Genomic DNA, 20,021 nt, shown 5'->3' with positions numbered 1-20,021 from the left:
CCATGTCGCTATTGCTTGCCCTTGCCACTACCGTAGCTGTCGCTCCACCAGACAAGCCAGTCTCCTTCCCGCAACCGCGCAGTGATGCCCCTGCGCCGCCATTCCCGCCGCTCTTGCCCGGAGCAGCCTTTGCTGAATGCCGTGATTGTCCGGAGATGGTGGTGATCCCGCCGGGATCCTTCGTGATGGGTTCATCCGCGAGGGAGCGCCGGAAGCTGGGTGTGCTGGCGATGTTCGACAAGATGGAGGAGCCGCGCCGCCGAGTGACGATCGGCTACCGGCTTGCCGTGGGCCGCTATGCGGTAACCTTTGCCGAGTGGGACGCCTGCGCGGCCGACGGCGGGTGCAATGGCTACCGCCCCGGTGATGCCGGCTGGGGACGCGGGCGGCGACCGGTGATCAACGTCAACTATGCCGATGCCATGACATATGTCGGCTGGCTGTCACGGAAGACGGGACAGCGGTATCGCCTGCTGAGTGAAGCGGAGTGGGAATATGCGGCGCGCGCTGGCACGAAGACCTGGTATCCTTCGGGCAATGCCCTCGGGCCTGACGACGCGAACTTCGGGAACAACCTCGATCGCACCAGCGAGGTCGGCTCCTATCCGCCCAATCGGTTTGGCCTGCATGACATGATCGCCAACGTCGCCCAGTGGGTCGGCGATTGCCACCATGACGATTATGTTGGTGCGCCGAATGACGGATCGGCGTGGGTCAGCGGCGATTGCAAGCTGCGCAATGTGCGCGGGGGCGGCTGGATCCTTTCAGGCTGGAGCGTCCGCTCGGCCCAGCGCATCGGCGATCCGCCGGGAGCGCGCAATAGCCACCTGGGATTCCGGGTGGCGCGGGAATTGCCGCAAGATTGACGTCCTGGCGGGCTGTGACAAGCCCGCCGCATATCTTCCGCATAACCAAATCGGCCGCACATACGAAAACGGCCGCACTTTCGTGCGGCCGTCTCGTTACGGTAGTCCGGTTTCAGGTCAGAACTTGGCCTTCACCACCACGCCTGCCGTGCGCTGATCGGGCAGGTTGTAGAACAGGGCGGCGTTGGCGCGGACGCCAAAGGTGCCACCGATCGGATCGAACCCGGTCTGGTCGATCAGGCTGGTGATGTTCGTGTCGTTGAACAGGTTGGTCACGTAGCCTTCGATGGTGAACGGACCCTTGGTGATGCCGGCGCGCAGGTTCACGACAGTACGGGCGGGAGACTTCGAGGTGTTGGCCTGACCGCTCCAGGTGCCCGACTTGTAGGACAAGTCACCACGGATGAACCAGCTGCCATTGTCCCAGCTTTCAATGTCATGGCCGACCTGGGCGCCAAAGGTGAACGAGTACTTCGACGAATAGGGCATTTCCTTGCCCGAATAGTCGTAGATGCCGGTCAGCTGGCTCAGCGTCACGCTCTTGAACTGCTTGATGTTGCTGTCGTTGAGTGCGCCGGCCATGTCGATCGTCAGATAGTCATTCGCGCGGAAGGCGATTTCGGCCTCGATGCCCTTCAGGTCGACCGAACCGGCGTTCTGGACACCGCCGGTCAGGATCGGCGAAGCGTTGGCAACCGGGATGAGCAGCTGGACCGAGTTGATCTGGTCACGCCACTGGGCATAGTACGCTGCCACGGCATAGCGCAGTGCGCCGTCGAGCGCCTTGCCCTTCACGCCCAGTTCGTAGTTGGTGATCTTTTCAGGCAGAACGGCAACCTTCACGCCGGCAGCCGCCGCCGCAATCTGCGTTGCCGCCGTCTGGGTGATCAGGTTGGAGTTGAACTGCGCCGGGTTCACGCCCTTGGCCCAGCTTGCATAGATCATCATGTCAGGCGTGACCTGGAAATTGGCAATCACGCGCGGCATGAAGTTCTTGTACGTGGCGCTGGCGAGCAGGGCACGCGGCGCATAGGTGCCGACCGGGATCAAGTCGGGAACCGTTACAGTTACAGCAGTCGCGCCGTTGTAGGCATAAAGCTTGTCAGTCTGGTAACGGCCTTCAGCGCTGAGCGAGAACTGGTCGGTGAAGTCGTAAGTGATGCCGCCAAAGATGCCATAGGTCTTGTTCTGGCTGACGCCGCCCGGAGGTGTTGTGCCAGCGGCGGTCAGAACGCCGGTGGTGCCGCGCGATGCCGACTGGACCGTGGCGTTCAGGTAGCTGAAGCCGCCGACCATGTGCAGGCTGTCGGATTCATAAGCCAGACGCGCTTCGAGCGAATTGTCCGTCGTCTTGCGCTCTACGAGGAACGGGAAATCATAGTACCCACGGGGTGAAGTTGCCGGGACCGATGCGCCCGAACCCGCCGCGATCAGGCTGCCGTCGAAGCCATCGAGGTCGATCATGGTGTTCCATGCCTCGGTGCCCCAGCCTGCAAGCGCCGAGAACGTGATCTGGTCGGTGATGTCGAGATCGCCAGTCAGGTGATAGTGGTGGTAATTGCGACGCAGGCCATAGCCCTGAACACCATTTTGCGGGCGGACGAGGCGGTTTTCCGGGATGGCCAGGAAAGACGCCGTGCTCGCGTCACTGGTAACGTTCGCCGAAACCGGGTTGGGCGGTGTGCCAACGGTGCCGCAGATGTAGGGATTGACCACCGCAACCAGTCCGGCAGCGCCCAGAACACCCCGGTTGTCACCCGTGAAAGAGCAGTTGGCCGAGTTCTTCAGGATGACCGTGCCGGCAGCGTTCTTCACGTCATAGGCAACGTAGCGGCCGTTGGCGGGGGCGCCGTCATCGTCCTTGGAGAACAGCATGAAGGCCTTGATCTTCAGCCCGGTAACTGGCTTGAACACGGCCGTCACCGATCCCGAGGTCGATGACTGGTCGCCCAGCGTGCCGCCGCCGGCAGCGGCATTGACCCACGAACCCTTCTTTTCGAAATAGTCGAACGAACCGCGCAGGTAGAGAATGTCTTCAAGCAGCGGGCCTTCGATTTCGGCACGGTACTTCTGGTTGCCGTGCGTGCCATAGCTGACCAGACCCGAACCATGGAATTCGTTCCCGGGTTCGCGGTTCACCACGTTGACGGCACCGGCAAAGGTGTTGCGGCCGAAGTAGGCGCTCTGCGGACCCTTGAGGATTTCGATACGCTCGGGCGAGGAGATCGAGGTGAAGGCCGAAGGCGAGGACACCGGAACGCCATCAATGAACAGCGAAGTGGTGGTGGCCAGCGTCGTTACCGGGGTGAAGCCGCGCAGCACGACCTGCTGGAAGCCGCGGTCGGCGTGGCCAGACGAGCTGTCGTTGATGTTAAGGCCCGGCGTGTTTGCGGCCAGATCCTGCATCGTCGTGACGCCCTTGGCATCAAGCTTTTCGGCGGTGAAGGCCTGCACGGTAACCGGGGTGCTGAGGATGTCTTCCTCGCGCTTACGCGCCGTGACGACGATCGCGCCGGCATCGGCTTCTTCGACGGTTTCGTCGGCTGCTTGGGCGAAAGCAGGCTGGGCTGCTGCAAGCGTTGTAGCGATGGCTGCCAGTGACATTGACGCAGAAAGGTGACGCTGGAATCGAAGAGTTGTCATAAATTCCCCCCATGGGCGTGGACCGGGGTGCCATTTTGGCTTTGGGAACCCGGTACCGTTTCAATCAGTGCAGAAGGTCCTCCTCACGGCGTATGATTTGAACTGAAGTGACCCCGATTATTCGCCTGTCGGATTTGGGGCCTGCCACGTTCTGATAAAAAACAATGCGTTAACGCCCTCCTGCGACATCGAGAACCGTTCCGGTGACGTAGGTCGACTCGTCCGAGGCAAGGTAAAGGATCGCATCGGCGACTTCACGAGGCGTTCCCAGACGGTGCATGGGAACCATGCGGAGCGGGCTATATTCGAGGCCTTGGTCGTGCATCGCCTGCAAATAGGGTCCGGCAAGTTCGGTGTCGATCGGGCCGGGGGCAACGGCATTGATGGTGATGCCGTGATCCGCCAGCTCGATCGCGAGATCTCGCACAAAGCCGACGACGCCGGCCTTGGCGGTCGAGTAGGCAGAGGCGCCGGTATGGAAGGCGTTCCACACAGTGCCGTTCCGCGCGCCCGACGACAGGCATACGATCCGGCCATAGCCGCGCGCGATCATGCCCGGCACCACCGCGCGGGTGCACAGGAACATGGAGCGGAGCGAAAGCACCATGGTACGGTCCCAATCGGCAACGGACAGGTCCCATATCCTTCCCGAAACGCCGCCGCCGACATTGTTCACGAGGACTGACACCTCGCCGGCCTGAGCAAAGGCTGCCTCAACCTGTGCCTCGTCGGTCACGTCCGCAGTAATGCAGGTGACGTCGGTTGCGTTGCCGATCAGGGTTGCAGTTTCGGCCAATCGCACGCCATCGTTATCGATCAACAGTAGCCGCGCCCCCTCTTCGGCAAAGCGCAGGGCGCTGGCGCGACCAATGCCAAGGCCTGCGCCAGTGACCGCCGCGAGCTTGCCGGTCAATCGTCTGGCGAGCTGTCCTGATTGTGATTCCATCATCATGCCCCCGTATCCAGCTTTCTCCGCTCTGCGGAGCAAGGGTGCAAGTTTGGTTTGCCGCACAGCGATAAGGTTATGGGAGCGGCATGATCTCGCTCGATAACGGATTTCAGGAAGCCGTCGCCATCGTCGCGGATATGCGCGCAAGCTCCGCGCGCTTGCGGGATACCTTGAAATTCAAAGCAAGCCATAGCGGCGCGGTGCCGGCACCGGCGCTTGATCTGCTCGGCTTTGCGGGCGGGGAAGGGAGTGAAGTGCTGCTCGTCCATCCGGACAGCGAGCGCGGTGCAATCCGCCTTATCGAGGTGCACGGCGATCCGCTGCCGCGCACACGCGATGGTGGGCAGTCTTGGGATCCGGGCGGCATCTTCGATATCAACATGCGCGCCTTGCAGGGCATTGAGCCATTGCACCGGGCGCTGTCGCTCAGCGGCTTTTCCTCGCCTGCGCCGATCACTGACTGGGACTTCGGACCGCTCTCGGTTCGTGAGGTGGTTGAGGCCGACGCCGATGGCGTGGTCATCGCGCTGATGGAACGGGTGGCCCCGATGCTTCAAGGTTATGAAGGCATCGGCGGGCCAGCATCGTGGGTGTTCAATTCCACCCAGATCGTCCCGGATTTCGCGGCTGCGCGGGCGTTCTATTGCGAGACACTGGGCTGGCAGGTTGTGCAGGAAACACAGCTGCAGCATCCGGATGGGCGCAATTGCATGGGCCTGCCTGTTCGACTGGCTCCGGGAATTGGCGCGCAGGTCGGCATCTATCATCCCCATGGCCGGATGGAGGGATCGGTCGAGATCATCGCCTTCGATTGCGGCGGCATCGACTTTTCGGATGCCGCACCCGGTCGCGGCTGGGCTTGTCTGCGCTTTATGGTCAGCGATGCGGCGAGCATGCTGGAGCGGGCGGGGCAGGGCGATTGCACGGTGACGCCGTTGGTCGAACTCGACTGGCAACCGCATGGCCGCTGCCTCGCCGGATCGATCCGCACGCCGTGGGGCGCGCGGCTCGAAGTGCTGCAAGCGGTCTAGCGCGCCAGTAATTCTAGCGCGGAAGACCGTTCAGGAAAGCGACGGTCTCGGCCTCGCTGACGACGTCGGCGTATTTGGCGTTCATGTCGAACAGGTTGGCTTCATGAGGGGCGGGGTGGCGATCGCCGCAAGCCTCGGCCACGACAGCGGTGCGGAAGCCGTGGGACATGGCATCGATGCAGGTCGCCCGCACGCAGCCGCTGGTGGTGAGCCCGGTGAGCAGCACGGAATCAATTCCCGCCGCCGTCAGCGTCGATGCCAGCGAGGTGCCGAAGAAGGCGCTGGGGTATTGCTTGGAGACGATCAGTTCATCGTCCTGCGCGACCAGCCCCGGCCCGAACGCGCCCATCGGGCTGCCCTTGATGAAGTTCTTTAGTGGCGCGGCCTTTTCAAAAAAGCGGCCGCCGTCGATGGCGCTGGGGTGATATACGACATTGGTCAGCACCACCGGCACGCCAGCCGCGCGGGCAGCCTCGCGAATCCGCAGGGCAGAAGCGATGGCATCCTCGACCCCGGCATAGAGATCGCATTCGGGGTCGAAATAGCCTTGGCAGAAATCGATCAGGATCAGTGCCGGGCGCGATCCGAAACCGACGCGGGTGTTGTAGGCGCGGGCATAGTTGGCCAGCAGTTCGTCGTCGCTCATGCGGGTGCCTTTTCGTGATGGAGCCAGGGCTGGATGAGCGCTTGCGCCGCTTCGAAGCGGGAAATGTCCGCGCCGTGGTTTTCCAGCAGCATGTCAGTCTCGTCCCAACCCATCATCAGCGCCAGTCGCCGCTCGGATGGCAGGGTGAAGGGAATGGGTTCAAGGCCCTCGACAGTGAGGGTCATGCCTTCAAGATCGGCGGTAAATGTGCGCCCTGCGGCGGCGGCCACTTGCAACTGCGTTGCCGTGGCGTTGCAAACCGTGATCGGTAGCAGTCCGTTGCGCATGCAGTTGGAGTGGAAAATCTCGCCGAAAGATGTGGCGATGACTACGCGCAGGCCGAAATCCGCTATGGTCCAGACCGCCTGTTCACGGCTCGATCCGGAACCGAAATTGTCCCCGCAGACAAGGAACTTCGTCTCACGGAACGGCGGCTGATTGAGCACGAAGCCGGCGTTCTCGCTGTCGTCCGGGTTGAACCGGCGGTCATGGAAGGCATGGGCGCCGAGCCCCTTTTTCTGGGTGAGCAACAGGAAACGCGCGGGGAAGATGATGTCGGTATCGACATTGTCCTCCGGCATCGCGGCGGCTGTTCCGGTGACGGTGGTGAAGGGCTGCGGTTTCATGATGCAAGGTCCCGGACATCAACAATGCAGCCGCTTACCGCCGCCGCTGCGGCCATGGCCGGGCTCATCAGGTGAGTACGCCCGCCGGGGCCCTGACGGCCCTCGAAATTGCGGTTCGAGGTGGAGGCGCAGCGCTCGCCCGGCTGCAGGCGGTCATCGTTCATCGCGACGCACATCGAACACCCGGCGAGCCGCCATTCGAACCCGGCGTCGAGGAATATCCGGTCCAGCCCTTCGGCCTCAGCCTGCATCTTGGTGGCAGCTGAGCCCGGTACGACGATGGCCTTGATCCCGCTGGCAACCTTGCGGCCCCGCGCGATGGCGGCGGCGGCGCGCAGGTCCTCGATCCGGCCATTGGTGCACGATCCGATGAAGGCGTGAGTGACCGGAGTTCCGGCGATCTGCCCACCTGGCTCCAGCCCCATATAGGCCAGCGCTTTCTCCGCCTCGCGCCGCTCTGCGCCCTCACCAAGCGTGGCGGGATCGGGGAGGGCGGCGGTGACCGGACCCGCCTGATGCGGGCTGGTACCCCAGCTGACCTGCGGGGCAACCTCGGCGAGATCGATGGTGACGATGCGGTCCCACCCTGCCTCCTCGTCAGAAACAAGGCCGCGCCAATAGGCAGTCGCAGCTTGCAGATCTGCGCCTTCGGGTGCCATCCGGCGGCCCCGGACATAGGCAAATGTCGTCTCGTCCGGCGCGACAAGACCGATGCGGCTACCGGCCTCTATGGTCATGTTGCACAGGGTCATGCGCTCGGCCATCGACATGGCGCGCACCGCCTCGCCGGCGTATTCGACCGCGTGGCCGACAGCGCCATTCGAACCGATGCGGGCTATCAGCGCGAGCGAGACGTCCTTGGCCGAGACCAGCGGATGCCGCTCACCCACCAGTTCCACCTTCATCGTCCTGGCCTTGCCCTGCCGCAGGCACTGGGTGGCCATGACGGTCGCCTGCTCGCTTGCGCCGATGCCAAAGGCCAGTGCCCCGAAGGCCCCGTGCGTGGTGGTGTGGCTATCGCCGCAGACGATCGTCGTGCCGGGCAGGGTAAAGCCCAGTTCCGGCCCGATAACATGGACGATGCCCTGATCCGGGCCATCAAGCGCGGCATATTCGATGCCAAAGTGCGCGACGTTTTCCTCCAGCTCGGCCACCTGCGCCCGGGCGAGAGGTTCGGCGATGCCAGTGCTGCGCGCGCGGGTGGGGACAGCGTGATCGGCGACAGACAAATGAGTTTCGGGCCGCCGCAGCCGTCGTCCCGCCTCGCGCATGGCGACGAAAGCCTGCGGGCTGGAAACCTCGTGCAGCAGTTGCCGGTCGATATAGAGCAGCGCCTCACCGCCGGGCAATTCGGCGACGACATGGCTGTCCCACAACTTCTCGTAAAGTGTACGCGGCTGGCTCATGTCACTTGGGGGCCTTGGCTGGGATCACGACTTCGACATAGTCGGCGATGATGCGGGCGAAGCGGTCGGGAATTTCCAGCGGCGGATAATGACCGACATCGGGCATCATCAGGCGCGAGATCTGCGCGTTCGACAGATAGCGCGCAATGGCATTGGCCGCGCTTTCGGGCAGCAGCGGATCGCCCGTTCCCCAGGCGAGCAGGGTGGGAGCCTTGACCTTGGCCATCTCGATGGCTGCCTGCTTGCCATCGCCAATCCGCGCGACCAGCGCGATCGGGTGCTTTTCCTTCTGACGCCGGTTGAAATCATAGTACTCGGCGCGGGTTCTGACCGATATGCGCGCGGGATCACCCGCGAAATAGGACAGATATTCGTTCCAGAACGTCATGTCCTGATAACCGGTCTTCACCGCCCGGGCCTGCGCATCGAGAAAGCTCTGCGGCTGGACGAGGTGGTCGGTCTTTACCGGATCGGATGGCGTGTTTGACAAGATCAGCCGCTCGACCAGTTCGGGGCGCTTGGCGGCGAGGTACATGCCCATCGTGCCGCCGCTGGAAACGCCGACAAAGGTCAGTTTCTTCACGCCCAGCGCGTCGACAAACCCTTCGGCAATCTCCACCGGCTGGACGCTCGCGGCGGCTTCGTCGGTGGCCGGGCCGGAAAGGCCGTAACCCGGAATGTCATAGCGGATCACGCGGTAGCGGCCCTTGAGCAGCTGGGTGATCCGGTCCCACGTCCGCACCGAGCTTTGCGAGCCATGGACCATGAAGAGCACCGGCGCGCTGCGCGGACCTTCGTCCTTGTAGTGAATCTCGACGCCCTTGATCGTCATGTAGCGACTTTGCGCGTCCTGATATTTCTTGCGCAGTTCGGCCACCGAAAGGCGCGGGAACGCTTCGCTGGCCGCTGTAGCACCCTGCGCCCATGCCGGCAGCGGCTGAAGCGCGGCGACGCTGAGCGCCAGCGCTGTAAAGATCCTGCCAAGTGCCATTATCCCGAGACTCCCCGTGAGAATTCGTTATCCCGGTTATCGGCCATTTAATGAGCTTCCGAAAGGCTTGCACGTCTATCCGACTGGTGGTGAGCCAGCCGCCGTTTGATCGACGGCAAGGCTCGCTGTGGTGAGGAACGGGCACTGGCCCGGACCTTCGGGAAGAAAAGGACTGCCCGCGATGATCGACAGGCGCAAATTCACGCTCGGCGCTGCGGCCTTTGGCTTTGGCGCACTGGCTGGACCGCTTGAGGCGAAGGTTCGGCGCAAGCCCGCGCGCATGCTCGATGTCATCGTGCTGGGCGCCGGCGCTTCGGGCCTGCAGGCGGCGTGGATTCTGGAGCAGCAGGGCCTGAAGGTCAAAGTGCTTGAAGGGCGGGGCCGTGTCGGCGGCCGCATTGCGACGCTGATGGACCAGCCCGGCTATCCCGAAATGGGCTTCAATTCGATGGCGGACGGCTATGGCCGCGGCTTCGACGCGGCGGAACGTGCGGGCGTTGAACTGGTCGAAGTCGGCGCGCGCTATCGGCTCGGCAAGCCGCCGATGCTCTGGCTAAATGGCAAATCCATGACCCGCGAGGATTGGGCGAAATTTCCCGGTAACCCGTTCCCCGATGCGCTCAAGACCACTATGCCGGGAGAACTGGTCGCCAAGCTGATCGGCCAGAAAAATCCCCTTGCCGATTGGACCGCGTGGAACGATCCGGCCAGCGCCAAGCTCGATATTCCGCTGCGAGATTTCCTAAAAGCGCAAGGCCTGACAGACGAGGCCATCCGGATCGGAAACGATGTTTCGCCTTATTACGGCACAACAGCGGCAGACGTTTCGGCGTTGATGCTTGAATACAACGATGGCTTCGTTAAGGCGCAATTTGCTGCCGGTCCGCGGTCCATGGCGGTGAAGGGCGGCAATATCCAACTGGCCGAAGGCATGGCGAAGCTGCTCAAGGGCGATGTCCTGCTGGGCAAGGAAGTGATTGCGATCACCAGCAGCGCGGCTTCGGCGACGGTCCATTGCCGCGACGGTTCGCAGTTTACCGCGCGCAAGGTGATCTGCTCGCTGCCGTTCTCGACTCTGCGCAAGGTCAAGATACTGCCGGGCCTGAAGGGACCGCAGGCGCAGGCCGTGGCCAGCCTGCCATACCAGCCGCTGTCGATGGTCTTCCTCACCGCCACCGCGCCGTTCTGGGACGAGGACGGCCTGGCGCTGGGTATGTGGACCGATGGCATGGCCGGCAACCTGATGCCGCAGCGCTTTGGCAGCTCGCCTGACGAGATCACCGGTTTCATCGCGCAGGCGCGGGGTGGCCTCGCCAACACCTGGGACGCGATGGGGCGCGACGCCGTGTTTACCGCCGTCACCGGCGCGATCGAGACCATGCGCCCATCGACCAAAGGCAAGCTGCGCGCCGCCGAATTCTTCAGCTGGAAGAACGAGGGCTTCAATCTGGGCGACTGGGCCTATTTCGGTCCCGGCCACATCTCTGGCCTGGTCAATCACATGGCGAAACCGGCGGGCCGCGTGCATTTCTGCGGGGAACACACCGCAACCGGCGCACGCGGGCTTGAAGGGGCCTTTGAATCCGCCGAACGCGTCGCTCTAGAAGTGTTGGGAGCCTGATCTTGGATTACGATTACATTCCCCTGCCGCAGCGCAAACCGCTCATCTGGCCGAACGGCGCACGGGTCGCGTTGATCCTGACGTTCAACCTTGAAACGTGGGACCTGACCAAGGACACCGACAAGCCCTATTATGCTGGCGGACCGGCGATCCTGCCCGATGTGCTGCCAGGTAACACGCCCGATTTTCCCAACTTCACCTGGCGCGAATATGGCCAGCGGGTGGGCATCTGGCGGCTGTTCGACCTGTTCGACAAGTTGGGCGTCAAGGCCAGCTGCACGACCAACGCGGTCACCTTCGAACGGCGCGGCGCGATGACCGATGCGGTGCTGGAGCGCGGCTGGGAGCTGCTGACGCACAACTGGGAGCAGGGCGAGCTGCTCTCCAGCTTTGCCCACGATCCGGCGGCGGAGCGCGACATTGTGCTGCGCAGTCTTGATCAGTTTGAGAAGTACACCGGGCGCAAGTCCAAGGGCTGGCTGTCATCCTCGCTGCGCGGAACGATGCAGACGGCGGACATCCTCGCCGAATATGGCTGCACTTTCTACTGCGACATCATGAATGACGATCAGCCCTATCTGCTGCGTACGCCGCACGGGCCCATCGTTTCGGTGCCTTACTCTAACGAAATCAACGATTTCACCTTCATCACCCGCAAGAACTTCACCACCGACCAGTTCCGCGATGCGCTCATCGAGGAACTGGATGTGTTGTACGACGAGGGTGCGACCACGGGCCGGATCATGAACGTCGGACTGCATCCACACGTATCGGGCCGCGCGCACCGGGTACGGGCGCTGCGCGAATTCATCGAACACGCCAAGTCGCTGCCGGGCGTGTGGTGGGCGACGCGCGAGGAGATTGCCGAGTGGTATCTCGCCAATCATGAAGCGCACATTCCCGGACAACTGAAATGAGCCGCAGCGAGACCTTCCTGATCGTCGGCGGCGGCATTGGCGGTCTGACTTCAGCAGCGGCGCTGGCGCAGCAGGGGTTCAAGGTCACTCTGCTCGAAGCCGCGCCGGAATTTGGCGAGATTGGCGCGGGGCTGACGATCACGCCCAACGCCATGAAGGGTCTCGATTTCATCGGTGCTTGCGAGCGCGTGGCGGCGGCGGGCGTTGAGCCGGGCAAGCAGCGATTCACGCATTGGCAGGATGGCCGCACGCTCGTTTCCGTTGACCGGAGCACCCAGCGCGAGAAATACGGTGCACCGTACATCACCATCCACCGCGCCGACATTCACGAGGTTTTGCTTGAAGTTGCGCGCGAAGCCGGGGTTGATCTACGGGCGAACAGCCCGGTCGTGGCCAGCGAGGGCACGACGGCAATCTTGGCTGACGGAACCCGGATTTCGGCGGAAGTGCTGATCGGGGCGGACGGCGTAAAGTCGGTCATCCGCCAGAGGTTCGAGGCTGAGCCGCCCTATTTCACCGGCCATGTCGCCTGGCGCTGCCTGGTGCCGGTGACGCCCGAAATTCAGGATCTGTCTGATTGGCCGGGCATCATCATTGGCCCGGGCGGCATGATCGCGCGATACAATGTTCGCGGCTCGACGATCCTCAACCTCGTTTTCTTCCGCCGGCAGGATGGCTGGACCGACGATGGCTGGGCCATCGCCGCCGATCCTGACGAAATGCGCGGTGCCTATGCCGGCTGGTGCGACGATGCCCAGCGCCTGATCGAAGCGGCCTGCCAGCAGAAGATGTACAAGTGGGCGATCAACGCCCGCCGTCCGCTTTCCACCTGGGTGCTTGATGGCAACGTGTCGCTGCTCGGCGATGCGGCGCATGGCATGACACCGTTTCTGGGGCAGGGTGCGACCAGCAGCATCGAGGATGGCATCGTCCTTGCCCGAGCGATGGCGGCGTCAGCAACTGCGGCAGAGGGCCTCGCGCGTTATGAAAAGGCGCGGCATGAGCGCGCAACCTTCATCCAGCTCGAAAGCAACACCAATGCAGACCGGATGCAGGGACAGGATACCGACCTGTTCGGTATCGAAGGTATGAAGGACGAGGAATCGCTCGGCCTGTTCACTTATGACCCCCGGACGGTCGAGGTATGAGCGCCCCGGTGCCGTTTGACGGCCACGCCATCGCCCTCGAAACTGGGGCTTTCCTTGCTGAACGGCACCAGCTGCTGATCAATGGCGAATGGGTCGACGGCAGCGGCGAAATGGTCTCGACCGACCCGGCGACCGGGCTTCATCTGGCCACTTTCGCGATCGGCGGAGCGGCCGAGGTCGACCGTGCGGTGGCAGCAGCAAGCGCGGCTTTCTGCGGCCCTTGGCGGCGGATGGCCGTTGCCGAACGCACCGCGCTGATGTTCCGGCTTGCCCGCATCATGGAGACAAATGCGCGTCTGCTCACCGAACTCGACATCGTCGACAACGGCATGCCTTCGTTCATTGCCGGCCTGACAACGGCCAATTGCGTCGAGATGGTCGATTACTATGCCGGCGCGATCATGCGGATCGCGGGCGAGACCATCGCCCCGCCGCGCCATATCGCTGCCGAGACCGAGGCGCTGACTTATACCCTGCGCGAGCCGGTGGGCGTCGCCGGCCTGATCGTGCCGTGGAACGTGCCGCTGTCCACTGCCATCCTGAAGCTCGCTCCGGCGCTGGCGGCGGGCTGCACGGTGGTGGTCAAGCCGTCGGAAATGACCCCGCTATCGGCGCTCGCACTGGGCCGCATGGTGCTTGAAGCCGGCTTCCCGGCGGGCGTGGTCAACATCGTCAATGGGACCGGACCAGAGGCCGGAGCAGCGCTCGCCGCGCATCCGGGTGTAGACAAGATTTCCTTCACCGGATCGACCGCTACGGGCCGCAAGATCGTCGAAGCCGGGCTGGGCAACCTCAAGAAGGTGGCGCTTGAACTGGGCGGAAAATCGCCGGTTGTCCTGATGCCCGATGCCGATCTGGCGCTGGCCGTTCCCGGCGTAGCGCAGGCGACGTTCTTCCTGCAGGGCCAGAACTGCATGGCCGGAACGCGCATCTTCGCGCACGCGGCGATCCATGACGAACTGCTGGATGGTGTCGCAGCCTTTGCCGGGATGATGAAGCTCGGCCACGGACTTGATCCGGCGACCCAGCAAGGCCCGATGATTTCCGACGCTCACGCCGCCAAGGTCATGCTGGCTATCGAGGGAGCCAAGGAAGCCGGCGCGACGCTGGTCGCGGGCGGCCAAAAGCTGGATCGCCCCGGGAACTTCATCCAGCCGACGATTTTCTCAAACTGTACCCGCGACATGGCGGTGATGCGCGAGGAAATCTTTGGTCCGGTCATGGCCGTCCAGCGCTTTGAAACCGATGACCTTGATGCCATCGCGGCACTGGCCAACGATACGCCTTACGGCCTCTCAGGCTCTGTCTGGACGCGCGATCTTTCCACCGCGCACCGCCTCGTCAGCCGGATCCGGGCGGGCCAAGTGTCGATCAACTGCCACGGCGCGGTGGGTACGAACATCCCCTTCGGCGGCTACGGCCAGTCGGGCTGGGGCCGCGAATTCGGCCATGCCGGGCTGGACGCCTATCTCGAAACCAAGGCGGTCACCGCAAGACTCTGACAAAGGACGCACGACATGCGCTATGGATTGGACCGCCGTTCGGCGATGATGATGGCGCCGATGGGCATGATGGGCCTCTCGCTTATGGCCGGCGCTGCGCAGGCCGCGACCAGCCCCGACAGCAGTGCGATTCCGCAAGACCCGGTAGCCCGCGCCCGGATGCGCGCACGCATCATCGGTTCGACTGCGGGCGAGCGCGTCTTCATGTTCTACCGGCTGAACATCTACGGCTATGACGGTGGCCAATTGGTGCCGTTCTTCACCATGAACCACTTGTCAGTGAATCAGTGGCAGCAGATCGCGCCGGACCGCTTCGTGACCAAGACTTACGAATGCGGCGTTTATTGCAAGTTCGATACCGACGAAGTGCTGGAGGAATGGGAAAACCCCTTCACCAAGGAAAAGCGCAAGGTTTGGCAGTTCCTTGGCGGTCCGTTCGATGTCACCATTGGGCCTGACGGCATCGTCACCAAAAATGCGGAGCTATCGCCAAAGCCGCTGCGCATGGAAGCGGTGGGGTCTTCCGTGATCGTGCCGACCGCTGCCAGCATGGCCCGGCCTAGTCCGATCGATCCGCAGAAATACCCCAAGCTCTATGCCGGCCCAACGTCGTATTGGGAATCGCAGGCCACCTATGCCGCGCCGCGCAGCCAGGCGTTTGACGAAAGCGTGACTTGCGCCGATGCCTTCTGCCATTTCCAGAACATGGGATCGTGGCATCCCTGGCTGGGCATGGGACAGCGGCCAGGTGGGACCTATGGCAATTCGCATGGCGCGAAATTGCGCTCGCTTGACGGGATTCCGCTGGCCGCGCGCAAGGGGCTGGAAAAGCACACGCCGGAAATCTTCGACACGGCAAGCTGGACCAAGCAGCGGATGGATATCCTCGAATACCTTGCCGTCGCGCAGCCCTGATCGTCAGGCGCTGCCGGCAGGGCCACCGTTTGACAAGTCGTGGCTGATGGCTGCGGCGGTGGCCTTGAGTTCTTCGAGGTACATTTCCAGCGCGTTCGACAGCTTCATTGCGGCGATGAAGAACACCATCGTCATCGCCGCTTCGAAGTGGCCGTTGCGGAAAATCGGCACGGCAATCGACGAGGTCTTGCCCGGCGTCAGGTTGAAGTGGTTGCGCCCCTGGACGGCATAGCCCTGAGCGCGGATCCGTTCGACATCGAGGCTAATTTCCGCAGTGGCGAGATAGTTCAGGTCGATATCCTGCGACACGCGCATGAAGCGCAGGATCATCTCGCGTTCGTCAGCGTCGGCATAGGCCATCGAAACCTTGCCCGATGCGCTGTCGAGGATCGGCAGAGTGAAGCCGGGGTAGTAGTGTTCGAATGTCAGCGATGAATTGGCATGAGTAGAATCGCGCAGCATCATCTGACGGCCGACGCGGATGGCGACCGATACCGGCCAGCCGACCTTCTGGGTCAATGCCACGATGTGCGGACGGGCGAGGCGGACCAGTTCGTCGTCATGCTGGAAGCCGGTGGCCAGCGTCTGCACCAGCGCCGTGGCGCGGTAGCGCTTGCGGGCAGGTTCCTGCTCGATCAACCCTTCGTAAAGCAGGGTCTGCACGATGCGGCAGGCGGTGGGATAAGGGACTTCGGCCGACTTGGCGATTTCCATCATCGACAGCGAACCGTGGCGATTAATAGCCTTCAGGGCCGCAATCGACCGCGTGATCGAACGAATCGGAACGCCTTTTTCCACGTTGGACTCCCCATGTGTCGGTTCAATGACAAGAGAGTGCCTTGTGAAGCGGCAAAATCCGATTTGAGCAATATTTTATCCGACAGTCGGATAAATATCCTTACCAGCCGGGCACGACAACCTGCCTCACCGCCTTGCCTTGGGCCAGCTTGTCCATCAGTTCGTTGATCTCCTCAAGCGGGCTTACCGAGGTCAGCAAGCGCTCAACCGGCAGCCGACCTGCGCGCCAAAGAGCGATGTAGCGCGGAATATCGCGCGCCGGGATCGACGATCCCATGTAGCTGCCCATCAGAGTCTTGCCATCGGCAACCAGCGACAGGGCATTGATCGACAGATCTTCGGCCGGGTTAGGTAGGCCGATCGTTATGATACGCCCTCCGCGTCGGGCTGCCTTGTAAGCCGTGGCGAGGACACCGGCCTTGCCGACCGTCTCGATAACCACATCAGTGCCGGTGAGCGAGCCCTCCTCGCCGGGAGCAACTGCTGCGGCCGCACCCAGTTCGAGCGCCAATGCGCGCTTTTCGGGCATCGGATCAACGGCATAGACCGGCTGCGCGCCCGCCGCGATGGCCCCCATGACTGCCGCGAGGCCGACGCCACCAAGGCCGTAGATCAGCACGCTTTCGCCAGGCCGCACCTGCGCCGTGTTCATCACCGCGCCAACCCCGGTAAGCACGGCGCAACCGAACAATGCGGCGGTTTCAGGCGGAATATCGGAATCGATTTTCACCAGCGAGCGCCGGTCAACCACTGCCTGAGTGGCGAAGGCCGATACACCGAGGTGGTGGTGAACCTGTCCGCCATTGCAGCTCAATCGCGATCCGCCGCGCAGCAATTCGCCCTTGCCATTGGCAGCAGCTGCGGTGGCGCAGAGGTAGCCTTCGCCCGACAGGCAGGACGTGCACTGTCCGCAGGAAGGCAGGAAAACCAGCACCACACGGTCACCCACAGCGAGACCCGGCTCTTCCGGATCGCCGAGTGCCAGCACGGTCGCTGCCGCCTCATGTCCCAGCGCCATCGGCATCGGACGTTCGCGGTCGCCGTTGATGACCGAGAGGTCGGAATGGCAGACCCCGGCGGCGTCGATCCGCACCAGCACTTCGCCGGGTTTCGGATCCGCCAGTTCCAGCGCGCGCACCTCGATCGGGTTGCTTGTGGCGTATGGCGCTGCGTTTCCACCGCTTTGTGACAGGACGGCGGCGGCAATCCTGGTCACTGGGCGGGGGCCCACTTCTTGTCGAAGGCCCAGACGTCTTCAAAGCCGATCAGCGAGCAGAACTCGTTGAAATCGAACAGTCCGTCCGGCTGGCCGACGCCGTTGTCCTTCAGATCGCGCAGGACCTTCTCCATCGCGGCGCTGGCGGCAAGGCTGGTGAGCGAGGGGTAGATGGCATAGGCAAAGCCGATCTCGGCCAGCACACTTGCGTGCGGCACCGGCGTGGCCCCGTGGTTCGAACAGTTGACCATGATCGGCTTGTCAAAGGTTTCGCAGACCTTGCGCATTTCCTCTTCGCTGGTCAGTGCCTCGGGGAACAGCACGTCGGCGCCGGCATTGGCATAAACCTCGAGGCGTCGCAGTACGCCGTCCATGCCCTCCATCTGCCGTGCATCGGTGCGGGCAAGAACAAGGAAGTCCTTGCTCTCCTTGCTGTCCACGGCAACGCGGATTTTCTCGGCCATGTCGGCTGCGGCGATGACGCGTTTGCCGGGGGTGTGGCCGCACTTCTTTGGGAATTCCTGGTCCTCAAGCTGGATCGCCGTGACCCCTGCCGCTTCGTAGCCCTTCACCGTATGATGGACATTGAGCAGCCCGCCATAGCCGGTATCGCCATCGGCAATGACGGCGGCGTTGCTGGTTTTCACCAACGTCGCCATGCGGTTCAGCATCTCGGTATAGGTCGCGATTCCCGCGTCCGGCAGGCCATAGGCCGAGGCCGTGAGCCAGTAGCCCGTGCCGTAAACGAGATCGAACCCGACCTTGTTGGCTATCACCGCGGCAATCATGTCCTGCACGCCGGGGACAACGAAAAACTGACCGGATTCGAGCTTTTTCCTGAAGATCGGGTTGGCCATGGCGCTTACTCGGCCGCCACGGCAAAGTGCTGCCACTTCGGCGCCTGCGGGGCGGGGAGGCCCGTTTCGGCGAGGCAGTTGGCGCGCAGCGTTTCGATGTCCGGGCCATAGTTGAACACCGAGACATCGCCGCGCTGGTCACGCATTTCAGCGCGCAGGGTATCGGTAGCTGCAGCGTCGACTTCGCCATCCTTGAGCACCACGCCATAGCGCAGCGCGCCCTTGGCAGTGACGAGGCCCTGCTTCAGTTCCTTCGCCAGCAGCGCCGGATCGCGGTCAAGCGGATCGCCCCAACCGCCGCCGCCCCAGGTGATGAATTGCAGCTGGTCGCCGGACTCGACCTTGTAGTCCTCGCACTTGTTGGGCAGCACGATCTCGGTGCCATCGGTCTTGACCAGCACCTTGCGTGCTCGCGCGCCCGGCTCGCCGCCGTTGACGCCCCAGGGCGGCACGAACCAGCGGTCATCGTGGATCGCGATCACGCCGGGTTCGAGGAAGCGGTAGACCATGTTGATGCCATTGCCGCCGCGGTGCAGGCCCGCTCCGCCGCTGTCCGCCACGGTTTCATAGCGTTCGATGACCAACGGGAAATAGCGCTCAAGGAATTCGTTGGGCACGTTGGTGAAGCCCGGCCACAGCGAGTGTCCGTCTGGCCCGTCGCCGAGTGGACGGCCCGGAATGCCGCCGAAGCCGATCTGGAACAGCTGGAACCACTTGCCGGTCTTGTCGGTGCCGGCATAGAACAGGTGCGGTGAGGAGCTGAATCCGGCGGCGTTGAGGAACTCCGGCGTCTTCTGGCCGAGCAGCCCACCAAGGATGTCGAACAGGCGGCCCAGCACGTGGGTGCGGCCCGAAAGCGCGGCGGGGAACTTCGGCTTGAGCAGCGACCCCTCGGGGATGCGCACGTCGATCAGGTCGTAATAGCCATCGTTGAACAGGATCTGCGGATCGAAGACCATGATCATGTAGATGCCGAAGAACATGCGCATCATGTTCTCGTTGAGGAACATGTTGATCGAAGCCTGGCTCTGCGGATCGGTGCCGTCGAAATCTAGCACGACACGCCCGTTCTCACGCCACATGGTGCACTTGATCTTGTAGGGGCCGAAGCCAAGACCATCGTCGCAGACATAGTCTTCGAAACTGACGTGTTCTTCACTGACCGAGCTTTCGATCAGCTGCTTCATCGCGCGGAAGTTGCGATCGAGCAGCAGGTCGGTGGCCGAGGCGTAAACGTCATCGCCAAAGCGTTCGCACATCTCGATCACGCGGCGGGCGGCCACGCGGCACGAGGCGATCAGCGCGTTGAGATCGGCCTTGCACCAGTCCGGTGTGCGGACCTGATGCATGACCAGCTTGATCAGGTCTTCGTTGTATTCGCCCTTCTTCCAGATCTTTACCGGCGGAATTCGGACGCCTTCCTGGAAGATCGAGGTCGCGTCGATCGGCATTGATCCGGGGACCTTGCCGCCGATGTCGCTCTGATGGCCGAACATCGAGGTATAGGCGACCAGCCGGCCCTCGCGGAACACGGGCAGCAGGACCAGCCAGTCATTGCAGTGGCTGATCGCCCCTCCGACCGAATAGGGGTCGGACAGGAAGATCATGTCGCCATCTTCGACCGTACCATCGAACCCTTCGAGGAAGGGTCCGATGTAGCTGCCGAACTGGCCGACGATCATCTTGCCGTTGGAATCGGCGATCAGCGGGAAGGCGTCACCCTGTTCGCGGATGCCCGGGGACATGGCGGTGCGGACCAAGGTGGCGTCCATCTCGATGCGGGCGTTGCGCAGGGCGTTTTCGATGACTTCCAGCGTTACCGGATCAACCGGGACCTTCTTGAAGGGCTGGCTGTTCGACTGGATAATGCGTGCTGGCATGGCTCTGGT

Annotated in this window: 17 protein-coding genes; 7 read left to right on the top strand and 10 right to left on the bottom strand. The window is 63.0% G+C overall.

Annotation, left to right across the window (positions count from 1 at the left end; genetic code table 11):
• Positions 1–2: 2 nt before the first annotated feature.
• Positions 3–866, top strand: coding sequence for a formylglycine-generating enzyme family protein (locus RMO89_RS07685; RefSeq protein WP_310532293.1), 864 nt, complete (start codon positions 3–5; stop codon positions 864–866).
• A 117-nt stretch (positions 867–983) separates the two neighbouring features.
• On the opposite strand, the gene RMO89_RS07680 is transcribed toward RMO89_RS07685, so the two are convergent.
• Together RMO89_RS07680 and RMO89_RS07675 are read right to left on the bottom strand one after the other, a co-directional pair.
• The gene (locus RMO89_RS07680) at positions 984–3,470 is read right to left on the bottom strand and encodes a TonB-dependent receptor domain-containing protein (protein ID WP_310532292.1); all 2,487 of its coding nucleotides are present in this window, start codon (positions 3,468–3,470) and stop codon (positions 984–986) included.
• A 208-nt stretch (positions 3,471–3,678) separates the two neighbouring features.
• Positions 3,679–4,461, bottom strand: a complete 783-nt coding sequence (locus RMO89_RS07675; RefSeq protein ID WP_310532291.1) for an SDR family NAD(P)-dependent oxidoreductase — start codon at positions 4,459–4,461, stop codon at positions 3,679–3,681.
• 83 nt (positions 4,462–4,544) lie between these two features.
• Here RMO89_RS07675 and RMO89_RS07670 point away from each other — a divergent pair, with 83 nt between their 5' ends.
• Positions 4,545–5,489, top strand: a complete 945-nt coding sequence (locus RMO89_RS07670) for a VOC family protein (protein WP_310532289.1) — start codon at positions 4,545–4,547, stop codon at positions 5,487–5,489.
• Positions 5,490–5,502: 13 nt separating this feature from the next.
• Here RMO89_RS07670 and RMO89_RS07665 read toward each other — a convergent pair whose 3' ends face one another.
• From RMO89_RS07665 to RMO89_RS07650, 4 genes are read right to left on the bottom strand one after another with little or no spacing between them, the layout of a single operon-like run.
• Positions 5,503–6,135 (bottom strand): isochorismatase family protein, encoded by a 633-nt coding sequence (locus tag RMO89_RS07665; protein WP_310532288.1) that lies wholly within the window; start codon positions 6,133–6,135, stop codon positions 5,503–5,505.
• Positions 6,132–6,761, bottom strand: coding sequence for a 3-isopropylmalate dehydratase small subunit (leuD, locus tag RMO89_RS07660; protein WP_310532287.1), 630 nt, complete (start codon positions 6,759–6,761; stop codon positions 6,132–6,134). Before leuD ends, RMO89_RS07665 begins: the two co-directional genes overlap by 4 nt.
• Entirely contained in the window at positions 6,758–8,167 is a 1,410-nt protein-coding gene (leuC, locus tag RMO89_RS07655; RefSeq protein WP_310532284.1) for a 3-isopropylmalate dehydratase large subunit, read from the bottom strand. Before leuC ends, leuD begins: the two co-directional genes overlap by 4 nt.
• A 1-nt stretch (position 8,168) precedes the next feature.
• On the bottom strand, positions 8,169–9,158 hold the full coding sequence (locus RMO89_RS07650) for an alpha/beta hydrolase (protein ID WP_310532283.1): 990 nt from the start codon (positions 9,156–9,158) through the stop codon (positions 8,169–8,171).
• A 181-nt stretch (positions 9,159–9,339) separates the two neighbouring features.
• Between RMO89_RS07650 and RMO89_RS07645 the strand changes: the two genes are divergently transcribed.
• The 5 genes from RMO89_RS07645 to RMO89_RS07625 are packed head-to-tail and all read left to right on the top strand — an operon-like array spanning position 9,340 to position 15,261.
• Positions 9,340–10,779 carry an NAD(P)/FAD-dependent oxidoreductase gene (locus RMO89_RS07645; protein ID WP_310532282.1) on the top strand — a complete coding sequence of 480 codons (1,440 nt, stop codon included), beginning with the start codon at positions 9,340–9,342 and terminating at the stop codon, positions 10,777–10,779.
• Between the two features lie 2 nt (positions 10,780–10,781).
• Positions 10,782–11,696 (top strand): polysaccharide deacetylase, encoded by a 915-nt coding sequence (locus RMO89_RS07640; protein WP_310532281.1) that lies wholly within the window; start codon positions 10,782–10,784, stop codon positions 11,694–11,696.
• The gene (locus RMO89_RS07635) at positions 11,693–12,844 is read left to right on the top strand and encodes an FAD-dependent oxidoreductase (RefSeq protein WP_310532279.1); all 1,152 of its coding nucleotides are present in this window, start codon (positions 11,693–11,695) and stop codon (positions 12,842–12,844) included. Before RMO89_RS07640 ends, RMO89_RS07635 begins: the two co-directional genes overlap by 4 nt.
• Entirely contained in the window at positions 12,841–14,346 is a 1,506-nt protein-coding gene (locus RMO89_RS07630) for an aldehyde dehydrogenase family protein (protein ID WP_310532278.1), read from the top strand. The genes RMO89_RS07635 and RMO89_RS07630 overlap by 4 nt, the downstream gene beginning before the upstream one ends.
• Positions 14,347–14,361: 15 nt before the next feature.
• Positions 14,362–15,261, top strand: a complete 900-nt coding sequence (locus tag RMO89_RS07625) for a DUF1838 family protein (RefSeq protein ID WP_310532277.1) — start codon at positions 14,362–14,364, stop codon at positions 15,259–15,261.
• 3 nt (positions 15,262–15,264) lie between these two features.
• On the opposite strand, the gene RMO89_RS07620 is transcribed toward RMO89_RS07625, so the two are convergent.
• The 4 genes from RMO89_RS07620 to RMO89_RS07605 form a co-directional block, all read right to left on the bottom strand.
• Entirely contained in the window at positions 15,265–16,059 is a 795-nt protein-coding gene (locus tag RMO89_RS07620) for an IclR family transcriptional regulator C-terminal domain-containing protein (RefSeq protein ID WP_310532275.1), read from the bottom strand.
• A 100-nt stretch (positions 16,060–16,159) separates the two neighbouring features.
• Positions 16,160–17,275 carry a zinc-binding dehydrogenase gene (locus RMO89_RS07615; RefSeq protein ID WP_310532273.1) on the bottom strand — a complete coding sequence of 372 codons (1,116 nt, stop codon included), beginning with the start codon at positions 17,273–17,275 and terminating at the stop codon, positions 16,160–16,162.
• Complete coding sequence (locus RMO89_RS07610; RefSeq protein WP_310532272.1) at positions 17,272–18,132, bottom strand: isocitrate lyase/PEP mutase family protein; 861 nt, start codon at positions 18,130–18,132, stop codon at positions 17,272–17,274. The genes RMO89_RS07615 and RMO89_RS07610 overlap by 4 nt, the downstream gene beginning before the upstream one ends.
• 5 nt (positions 18,133–18,137) lie before the next feature.
• Complete coding sequence (locus tag RMO89_RS07605) at positions 18,138–20,012, bottom strand: hydantoinase B/oxoprolinase family protein (protein WP_310532271.1); 1,875 nt, start codon at positions 20,010–20,012, stop codon at positions 18,138–18,140.
• Positions 20,013–20,021: the final 9 nt, after the last annotated feature.

It is taken from the genome of Novosphingobium sp., from assembly GCF_031424035.1.
In the GTDB taxonomy this organism is placed as follows: domain Bacteria; phylum Pseudomonadota; class Alphaproteobacteria; order Sphingomonadales; family Sphingomonadaceae; genus Novosphingobium.
The sequence above is the reverse complement of the archived record's forward strand: the minus strand, read 5'-3'. Positions and strand labels throughout refer to the sequence as shown.